This window comes from Paracoccus benzoatiresistens (assembly GCF_026913015.1).
Classification (GTDB): domain Bacteria; phylum Pseudomonadota; class Alphaproteobacteria; order Rhodobacterales; family Rhodobacteraceae; genus Paracoccus; species Paracoccus benzoatiresistens.
On sequence record NZ_JAPTYD010000103.1, the window covers coordinates 1 to 7809 of the forward strand.

Annotated in this window: 6 protein-coding genes and 1 tRNA gene; all 7 read right to left on the minus strand. The window is 61.0% G+C overall.

Features of this window, described 5'->3' with window-relative positions:
• Positions 1 to 130 precede the first annotated feature (130 nt).
• Positions 131 to 1054 (minus strand): site-specific integrase, encoded by a 924-nt coding sequence (locus OU682_RS23075; RefSeq protein WP_268944533.1) that lies wholly within the window; start codon positions 1052 to 1054, stop codon positions 131 to 133.
• A 93-nt stretch (positions 1055 to 1147) separates the two neighbouring features.
• Entirely contained in the window at positions 1148 to 1270 is a 123-nt protein-coding gene (locus tag OU682_RS24190) for a DUF6538 domain-containing protein (protein ID WP_329609849.1), read from the minus strand.
• A 61-nt stretch (positions 1271 to 1331) separates the two neighbouring features.
• Positions 1332 to 1415 (minus strand) — tRNA-Leu (locus OU682_RS23080).
• Between the two features lie 48 nt (positions 1416 to 1463).
• Positions 1464 to 2420 (minus strand): lipoyl synthase, encoded by a 957-nt coding sequence (lipA, locus tag OU682_RS23085; protein WP_268944534.1) that lies wholly within the window; start codon positions 2418 to 2420, stop codon positions 1464 to 1466.
• 82 nt (positions 2421 to 2502) lie between these two features.
• Positions 2503 to 4080 carry a hypothetical protein gene (locus OU682_RS23090; protein ID WP_268944535.1) on the minus strand — a complete coding sequence of 526 codons (1578 nt, stop codon included), beginning with the start codon at positions 4078 to 4080 and terminating at the stop codon, positions 2503 to 2505.
• A 214-nt stretch (positions 4081 to 4294) separates the two neighbouring features.
• Positions 4295 to 5122, minus strand: coding sequence for a glycosyltransferase family 2 protein (locus tag OU682_RS23095; protein WP_268944536.1), 828 nt, complete (start codon positions 5120 to 5122; stop codon positions 4295 to 4297).
• Positions 5123 to 5243: 121 nt separating this feature from the next.
• On the minus strand, positions 5244 to 7809 hold a 2566-nt coding region (locus OU682_RS23100; protein WP_268944537.1), incomplete at its 5' end, for a rhamnan synthesis F family protein.

Consider the following 7809-nt stretch of genomic DNA (forward strand, 5'->3'; position numbering starts at 1 on the left):
ACCGACCGGAGCTTCGAAGCGATGGTCTACCTCGCTGCCGCCGTTATCAACTCACAATGAACCCCCACAGACCCTAGTGACCCGGCGGGAGCATCACTTGACCGTTGTTTGCAGCCAGCGCCTCAAGACATCAAGCGGGTATCCCCGGCCATAGCCGTGCCCTATGCCTTCGGTCTGCCAGCCTCCGATTTGTTCCACGATGTCTGCCGGACATTCGACAGACGCAACCTATCTCGCATGGAATGCCGAAATCCGTGCATTGTGGCACCTTCGGGTCATATGGCTTCACCCACTTGTTCAACGTTGCACTTGCTGCGTTCGCGTTCGTCTGGCCCGTCTTATTGTACCGAGGAAAGGCAAAGCCGGAGGAACGCGCCGCAAGAATGCGCTGAGCGGTCCAAGCAGAAGAACCGACAAGAGGAACCGTCCGGGTGCTGCTTGCAGTTTTCAGCCTTCGCCACGGATGCGCTCTGATGTGTACGTGATAGCCATCATCATCGTGGACGATGTCTTCACAAAGCAATCCGGCGGCTTCGGCCAAGCGCATGCCTGTGTCAGCGACCAAGGCAACCAGCCAACGAATTTCGTCATCGAGACGATAGCACTCGGTCTGGATTTTCCGGATGTTGTCGACGGGTATGGGTAAGCGATCAACGACGCCTGCCGTGCGGTCATAGTAGACACCACCGGACGGGTTGGTCAGCGTTATGCCTTCTTCGCTGGCAGCAAAATTCGTGACAGCCCTGACCGTGCCAAAGATACGGGTGATACTGCTTCCGGCCATTCCTCGCGACACCAGTGCATCCCGGAGGGCATTCGCGTCCTTCCGTGTGTAGTCGTTCAGCGCCTTGTCGCTGCAAATGTCGATAACGTAGCCGCAGGACCGTTCAGCCGCACGCTGGAAGGTTTTGGATTTTCCTGCCCCCTTGAACCGAATGTACGTTGCTACACACTCGGAAAGGTTTGGCTGGGCAGTGTTGATAGGTGGGCTGCCTGGCTGTGGCAAAGGGGCAGGCCTACTCATGTTCAGCCGAAGCATGTGCTTGCCCGGCAAGGCGCAATCCTGTGCCCGAAGATGAAACCAATATTCATCTAGTTGGCTGGCAGCACGAATGGCCCGTGCCGTTGCGACTGCTACCGATCTGGTTCACAAGGAGTACGCAATTTTCTTGGAGGTGTAGTGCCTTTGCAGTTCCAGAGGAATCCGCCGCACGAGGTAAAAAACCCCGTCCTTCGTGAAGGTGTGGGGCGCTGATTTGTATGCCGCCATGTTCTACGCCTTGGCCAAGATTAAACTTAGCTGAGGCTTTTCGATAGCTTGCAAGAAAGGCTGGTACCCGAGGTCGGACTCGAACCGACATGCCTTGCGGCGGCGGATTTTGAATCCGCTGCGTCTACCATTCCGCCACTCGGGCCTTTCGACAACCCCGCCTAATAGGGCACGCGTCTTTTTGCAAGAGGGGTCAGACGCGACCCAGCTTCTGCAGCCGCGCCTGGCGCAGCCGTGCGAAATCGTCACCTGCGTGATAGGAGGACCGGGTCAGCGGCGTGGCCGAAACCATCAGGAAACCCTTGCCAAAGGCCGCCTTTTCATAGCCCGCGAACTCCTCCGGCGTGACGAAGCGGTCCACGCGGTGGTGCTTGGGCGTCGGCTGCAGATACTGGCCGATGGTCATGAAGTCGATGTCGGCGGCGCGCATGTCGTCCATGACCTGCAACACGCTGCCCCGGTCCTCGCCCAGGCCCACCATGATGCCGGACTTCGTGAACATGGCCGGGTCGAGTTCCTTGACCTTCTGCAGCAGCCGCAAGGAATGGAAATAGCGCGCGCCGGGGCGGACGGTCGGATACAGCGCCGGGACGGTTTCCAGGTTGTGGTTGAAGACATCGGGCCGCGCCTCGACCACGATTTCAAGGGCGCCGGGTTTCGACTTCAGGAAGTCGGGCGTCAGCACCTCGATCGTCGAATCGGGGCTGCGGTGGCGGATGGCGCGGATGGTCTGGGCGAAATGCTCGGCCCCGCCGTCGTCCAGGTCGTCGCGGTCAACGCTGGTGATGACGACATGCTTCAGCCCCAGCTTGTGGACGGCATGGGCCACGCGGCCCGGCTCGAACACGTCAAGCGCGTTGGGCTTGCCCGTCGCCACGTTGCAGAAGGTGCAGCCGCGCGTGCAGATTTCCCCCATGATCATCATGGTGGCGTGGCCCTGGCTCCAGCACTCGCCGACATTGGGACAGCCTGCTTCCTCGCAGACCGTGGACAGGCGATTGTCCTTCATGATGTCGCGCGTGCGCTTGTAGCCTTCCGAGGTCGGGGCCTTGACGCGGATCCAGCCGGGCTTCTTGGGCTGTGCCTGATCCGGCCGGTGGGCCTTTTCCGGGTGTCTCTGGTCGGGAATCCGAAGATCGCGCAAGGCCATGTCCTTTCGGTCGCGGTTGAACCAGAAATAACCGGTTGCCCGGCCAAGCGCAACGCATGGGCGCCATGCGCGGGACAGGAGGTCAGGTCCCGCGTCCCACAAGCCGCGACACGAAGCGCAGGGGGGCCGTCACGCGCCACGACGTGCTGGCCCGGAATTCGGCCTCGAGCTCCTTCGACAGCAGGAGCGCCGCGTCGCGTTCGGCTGCCGCCTGGTTCCGCTCGGTCGTGACGCGCTGATGCTCGGCGTCCAGCCGGTCCCGCTCGGCTGCCGCTTGCTGGCTTTCGGATTCCAGCCGTTCCCTATCGGCCGCCACCTTCCCGAGTTCCGCATCTAGTTGCCGATAGTCCCGCGCCAGATGATCGCGTTCTGTGGCAATCTGCTGGTGTGCCGCGACGACGCGGTCCTTCTCGGCGGTCATCTCCGCAAGTGCTGCGGCCAACCTGTCCCTATCTGCACCCAACTGGTGATAGTCCCGCGCCAGATGATCGCGTTCGCTTGCAATCTGCTGGTTTGCCGCCACGACGCGGTCCTTCTCGGCGGTGATCTCCGCAAGTGCCGAGGCCAGCCTGTCCCTTTCGACGCGCAGCCGGTTCTGCTCTTGCTCCGACCCGGCGGCGATGTCGTTGACCCTTTCGGTCAGCGCCGGAATTCGTGCCGACATGGCGGTGGCATCGTTCAGCGCCAGGGACAGTTCCAGCCGCTCGGTCAGTTCCTTTGCCCGCTGCGCGGTAAACTCTCGCAACTGGACCGTGGCGACGTGCAGCCGGCGTTCGGATGCGGCATGGCGGTCCTCGAGCTCGCGCTGGCTGGCCTCGAGATGGTCGATCCGGATCGCCGCGCGGTTCAGGTCGTCGCGTGCCTGGCCGACTGCATCGCGCAAGGCCGCAACCTCGCCCCTGCGCAAGGCTGCTTGCAGGGCCAGTCCGTCGTAAACCGGTCCGACCTGGTCCAGCGCTCCCCGCAGGCGATCCAGGACCGCATGATCCTCAGCCGATTCGCCGTCCCGGGCCCAGCGGTCCAGGATCGCCAGCGTTTCGGACAGCATCAGGGGCAGCGCGGCAGAGGGCGTCGCCTGTTTCGCGCCGGAGAAATGCTGCAGGTCGCGGCTGAGGAAGTCCTGGATATCATCCGCAGCCGTATCACTCGACCTCGGCCATTCGATATCCAGCGCAGTGGCAATGCGACCGGTTTCCGCCCGCCAGTCACTCAGCACCGCTTCATAGGTCGTGAAGGTCCGCCGCATGTCGCGGCTTTCCGCCTCGGCGTCCAGGGCATGGCGCAGCCACAAGGCAAGGCCATAGTCCGTCTCGTAACCCGCCCAGCGGGTGAGTGACGCTGCAACGTCCAAAGGTGGGCGATGTGTATGGACCGCCAGAGGTTTGGCGCCAAAGCGATCCAGCGCCTTGCGCCAGAAGGGCAGCAGGCGGCAAATGCGCGGGTCCTTCATCACGAACAGCGCGGCATCGCCAAAGTCCGATTCCAGCGCCTCGACTGCCTCGGCCAGAAGGGTTTCGGCGGCGGGGCTGTCGAACCAGTCGGCGGGAAAGCGGCGTGTATCCCACCAGGTAAATCCGACCGACTCCAGCAGGCGGTCGTTGAAGCCGGTGATGAGGTTGGATTCGAAAAAGCCTTTCGCGTTCATCTCAGACGCGGCCATCAGATCCTGAGGCAGCGCCGCGCCCAGATGCCCAAGAACGCCCGCAAGCGCCGAAGTTCCTGACCTGTGCATGCCAAGGACGAGGAGGGCGGTTTTATACGCCGATTTCACAAGCTGTCTCCATAGGGCAAGGTCGAGGTCACAAGCGAGATGCTGCTGGGCCGAAAAAGGCAAAGATGTTTTCGAAGCAAGAACTTATCGGATCGCAGGGCGCTTATGATGCAAGTGAAAACGGCAGGCTCAATCCCGCGTCAAAGAATGCTTTTCCAAGCGGAATCTTTCCTTGAGGAAAGGAGGACTCATACTCATCCCTTGTCATCAGGAAATACTTAATCAAGTGATTTCCTGCACCCTTATAGTTTACCAGAGTTTCACGATCAAAGGATGCAACCCGTTTCTCGAGCTTCAGTTTTGCAGATCGGATAAGCTCATCATATGGCTTGTTGTGGATATGGGCAAAGCACAGAGAGCTTTTCTGAAATAGTTCGCTTGCTACAGTGTCGCCAGGACACGCGGGATCCCAGCTGTAAAGATGAAAACCTATGTCCAAGCGAATATTTAGATCGCGTGGGATCACTGTCTTTCGGGCCTCTGTGTAGTATCCCATTAACGAGTTTGGTATCGACCAAACGTAGTTTGACATTCTGATTATCTTTGAGGGATCGGAGAAGCGCAACTCATGGAGGATATCCTGTCGATCCATCGAGAATAGGCCACTTTTGTAAACCCCCACGAATTCATCGGCGTCCAGCGGCAAAAACCAGTCGTACTGGCCATTAATCTTCTGGATTAGATTGCTTACCTCTATGCCCTTGAACTCAAAGTTGTCGAAGCCCCTAAGGACGTTTACTCCGCAACTCTCGGCCCATTCGAGTACAGACTTCGTGTTATGGTCATCTGATTGATTGTCGAGAATATACACATTCTCGGCGTCAAATATATTTGAGTGATGCAGTGTCCACGCCTGAAGCAGGCGGCCTTCATTCTTTTGCATGCAGATCGCGCATGCTTTTATCTTCCTGAACAAGTCGAGTGCTCCCATCACCTTGGTGCCGTGGTATGTCTGTCGCAGGCGTAGCTCCGTCCACCCATCAAGCACCAACTATATTTCCGCGCGGCGTAGACCAACCCGAAATCATAAATGGTACTAGGGTGCTGCTTCCTTAAACCCTCCGCTCATCCAGCTTGTGCAGAAATACCGAATCCAAGCCGCATTCCGTGGCAACGGCTGGCCACAGCCGCTCGATCAGGTGGAATTCGGTCCCGTCATTCGCGATAGGCTCGTTCGGCCACAGGTAATCCTCGCCGAACAGGTTCAGCATTCGGCGAGCGACCGATGCCTTGGTCCAGAACATGTTGCCGACCGGGAACACCAGCGGGTCCGCGGGCAGGGGGCCGGACAGCCGGTCCTCGATCTGCGGCAGCAGGCGGCGCGAGCCGGCCCAAGAGACGAAGTGCGGATCAAACGGAGCGACGAGGCCGGTCTCGCCATCGGCGATCCGGGTCATGGCCGCGGACAGGTGCTCGCTGTCGCCCAGCAGGATGCGCAGCAGGAACCTGCGCCAGATGTCGCCGCCACTGGCCGAGGTCAGCGACTTCTTCTGATGAACATGGCACCAGATCTCGTCATCGCCCGCGATGCCGCCGCTGCCGAAAAGCTCCAGGAAGGGCAGGATGTCCCGCCCGCGGTTGGGAGCCAGCACCAGTTCGGCCGACAGGCCGTGGTTCGCCATGAGCCGCTGGATCTCGTCCGCCTTCTTCTGGGTATCGGTCGTCACCACGATCCGCTTTGCGCGGGAGTAGGCCGCGCGGTCGCGCAGATCGTCTTCCAGCTCATCGGTGTAGAAGGCGTGGATATGAATCGCGAAATCCGGGGTGGTCACCGTGCTTGCCGGCGCTTCGGAATAGGGTTCGAGCCGGCAGCGCCGATGGGTCCAATTGGGCGAGGCGGCCAGTGCCTCGGCTGCTTCCTCCACGTCCCGCCACAGCATGCGCCGGCCATAGGTTTGCAGCTTCTCGCGTTCGCGGCGGCGGAAGGGGCGTTCTTCCTCGGACGGGCCGAACAGGATCGAAACATCGATGGCGCTTTCGCCCAGAACGAAGTTCCGTTGTGCCGAAAGGCGGTTGCGCAGCGATTCGGCGATGCGCGCGAACAGCGCCACGGGCGCGGGGCGCGAGACCTGTTCATCGGTGCCCAGCTTGCGGGGCATACCCAGCAGCGCGTCGACCGCGGCCACGGGATTGGCGTATTCGACGGCGCGGATGCGGTCGCTGCTGCGATAGATGTCGTCGATAAAGCCTGTCCCACCGTCAAAGCAGACGACGCTGCAACCCTGCGCCAAAGCGTCGAAGACCACATTCGGCAGCGGGTCGAGGCGCGACGACACGAACATCGTGTCCGATGCCGCAAGCACATCCATGTAGAGCGGGCCTGCCGGCAGCACGAACATGTTGCTTCCCGGCTGGTTCGCTCCCGACTGGTTCAACTGGTATTCGAACCACAGTCCAAAACTGGGCTCCTCGGCGCTGCGACCGTCGCCGATCCAGACAAAGACGCAATCGGGATCGCGATCACGGCAGATCTGGGACGCGGTCAGGAAGATGTCGCTGCCCTTGCGCCACTGAAGGTGGCCCGCACCGCAGACGACCCTCGCCTGCGACAGGTCGCGGCCGATGGCCCGCCCCAGCCGTGCGCGCGCATCCCGAAGGCGCTGGCCGGTGACATTCCCGATATGCAGCGGCCGCTGGGGCAGGATGATGCTGTCGCGACCGGTATCGAACTGGATATCTGCCAGGCGGCCATTCCAGCTGTCACGGACATGATCCGACGAAAAGACCAGCAGGTCCGAAAAGGCCGCCATGATCGCCATCTTCCAGGCCGGAAAGGTGTAGTCGGCATATTCGTGCAGGTAGGCAGTGAAGGGGATCTCCCTTGCGACCAGCAGGTGCACGAAGGGTGCGCATTCGACCGAATTGAGGATGGCGAAATCGATGTGTTGCACGGTTTCGCCCATCAGGTAGGGCATTTCGCGCAACGGCATGGGCGTGATCAGCGCCTGGCAGCAGTGCGGCAGGAACTGGTCCAGCAGTTCCCCCTCGCGCAGGGACGCGACGATGACGTTGTGCGTCTCGCTTGCTTCGCGGACGAGATCGCGCCCGACGATGGGTGCGCCGGTCCGCGACATCTCATGGACGCAGATCAGGACCGTGGGCAGTTCAGGTCGGAACACCTGGCCGCCCTGATGCAGGCCCTTGCGCAGATCGCCCAGCGTGCGCCGCCAGCCTTCCGCCCAGCCGAAGCGCAGGTAATGGTATAGCGGATCCATCCTGGCCCGGCCGATGTCGGGATACCAGTCGAGATAGGCATCCGCCGAAAAGTCTGAAATCCTGCTGTCCCAGGGGGCGCCAAGGCGGATGATCTCGCAGGCCAGTTCCGCGGCGTCTTCCTGACCCTCCAGGATGCGGCGCTGAAGGTCCGGCTCGATCACAAGCTGGGCCAGCGCCTTGTCGACATGTGGCGCCTGCGACTTGAGGTAGGCATAGAAATTGGCATGACGCCCTTCGTCGCAGCCATGCCTGAGATAGTGGTCGGCCAGGGCTTCATGATCGCCTTTCAGGTCGTGATTGTGCTCGCGATAGTGGTGTGGATCGAAGGGTCGTGTCGCGAATGTGGTAGGAATTCCCTGGCAGCGCGCTCCGGGCATGTGAAATTGGCTTCGATCAGGCGGC